We start from the raw sequence: 1,843 nt of genomic DNA on the forward strand, positions 1-1,843 counted from the left end.
CCGAGGCGGCCGCCGCCGGCGTGCCCGTGCGGTTCCTGCCCGCGGCGTACACGCTGCGCGAGCTGACCGCCGAGGCGCAACGCCTCGTCGGCGACGGCCGCGTCGTGGAGGCCGCGCCAAAGGCGGACGCCAGCGGGCTGACCGCCACCGTCCCGCGCACCGTGCCAGGCGCCACCATCCTGAGCGCGGCGGGGATCCCTGTCACCGTGACGGCCGGTGACCCGCCCCGGGCCACCGGCCGCCAGGCCGATACGCCGCAGTTCTGGGGCGGCGCCAGGTACACGGTCATCGCGAACCGGCCGTGCAGCACGGGATTCACCGTCAAGCGGGAGGGCCTGCCGCTGCCGTCCCGGTTGATGCTCACCGCGGCGCACTGCGCCCGATCGACCGGTGGCAACGTCACCATCACGGGACAGCCGGACCCGGCGGGCACCGTCGAGGCGGGCAGCATGAGCGACTGCCGCGACACGATGCTGTTGCAACTGCCCAACGGCGCGGCGGGCAGCGTCTACACCGGCTCGTGGAACTCGGCCAACGGGGCGGTGGTCGGTCAGGGTACCGGCATCACGGCGGAGCCGGATTTCGTCGGCAACCTCGTCACCACCAGCGGCGCGGACACCGGCGAGCACGCCAATCTGCGGGTCGAGGCGGTGAACGCGGCCGCACAGTTCCTCGACGTCACCCGGTGCCTCCTGGTGACACCGCTCATCCGGGCGCGCACGACAAGCGCCCAATGCGCCGTGGGACCCGGCGACAGCGGCGGTCCCGTGTGGTCGGGCACCGCCATCCGGGGACGCGGCACCATCGTCGGCGGCACCGAAGGCGTGGAAGGGGAACGGGCCGGGTGCCCTTCGGCCGCGCCCTCCGGCGCGCCGCAGCTCGGGTTCAAATCGGTGTTCTACGCGCCGTTACTGCGCCCGACGGGCGATCCGATGACCGGATCACTCCAGCACTACGGCCTCACGCTCGTACCGTAACGGCGTGCGCCGGGCGAGCCCCTTCCGGATGCCGGAAGGGGCTTGGCGTGTCCTGCCGTGCCACAGGCGAGAAAAGTCCATCGATGTCTACTACACTCGGACACGCCCGGCAGGTGATGGCCGGTGTGGTGAAGACAGCGGAAGTTTCCCAATAGCGACACTCGGCCGGACCCGGCGCAGGCGCGCACGGCCGTCGAGTTCATCGGCGCGCTGCGACGGCTGGAGACCTGGGCGGGGCGGGCTTCCGGCCCTTGCAGAAGCGGGCCGCCAAGGCCGGAGACTCGTTGCCGCGCAGCACGGTCACCGGGATGCTGGCACGCGACAGACCGCCCCGGGACGATCTGCTGGCCGAGCTGGTACGCGCCTGCTAATGCGGCGAGGACGAGGGCGCCCGCTGGGTCGCGGCCAGGCGCCGGATCGCCGCGAACGAGCCGCCCGCACCGTCGCCGCCCGCCACGCCCAGGATGAGCCCCAAGACGCAGCCGCTGCGGTGCACCAAAACACTCCAAAGATCGCCATAGCTACGTCGGCAAGACGACCCGCAACAACCGCATCTCGGCAGATCCGGGCGTTCAATGGTGCGCCGTCGCCCAGATCCTTTGTACGGAACGGGTTCCGTTCTGATACGAGGTCCAGCTTGTCTGATGAGGGCCCCGTTCGGAGACGGGCCCAAACATCGCGATAGTCGTATGTGGATGTCCAGGCTGATCGCTGGCGGATGGCCTAGGGTGACCGCGAGGAAGCTCCACCACGACCAGCCGCCGACTTCCGCCACGCGTCGCTTCTGGAAATTCCCCTTCATGACTTTTGCCCTCGGCGCAGCTTGGAATCGCCCAACACGACCCGATCAGCGCAGTACTCGTGCC

General features: G+C 70.5%; 2 protein-coding genes. One reads left to right on the forward strand and one right to left on the reverse strand.

Annotated elements, in window-relative coordinates:
* Positions 1–977 (forward strand): chymotrypsin family serine protease (locus tag DM816_RS41770; RefSeq protein WP_117215928.1); only part of this gene is annotated, 977 nt, incomplete at its 5' end.
* A 367-nt stretch (positions 978–1,344) separates the two neighbouring features.
* Here the strand turns inward: DM816_RS41770 and DM816_RS45440 are convergent.
* Entirely contained in the window at positions 1,345–1,473 is a 129-nt protein-coding gene (locus DM816_RS45440) for a hypothetical protein (protein WP_281274417.1), read from the reverse strand.
* Positions 1,474–1,843: the final 370 nt, after the last annotated feature.

The sequence above is a fragment of the Allorhizocola rhizosphaerae genome, assembly GCF_003426775.1.
GTDB lineage: Bacteria > Actinomycetota > Actinomycetes > Mycobacteriales > Micromonosporaceae > Allorhizocola > Allorhizocola rhizosphaerae.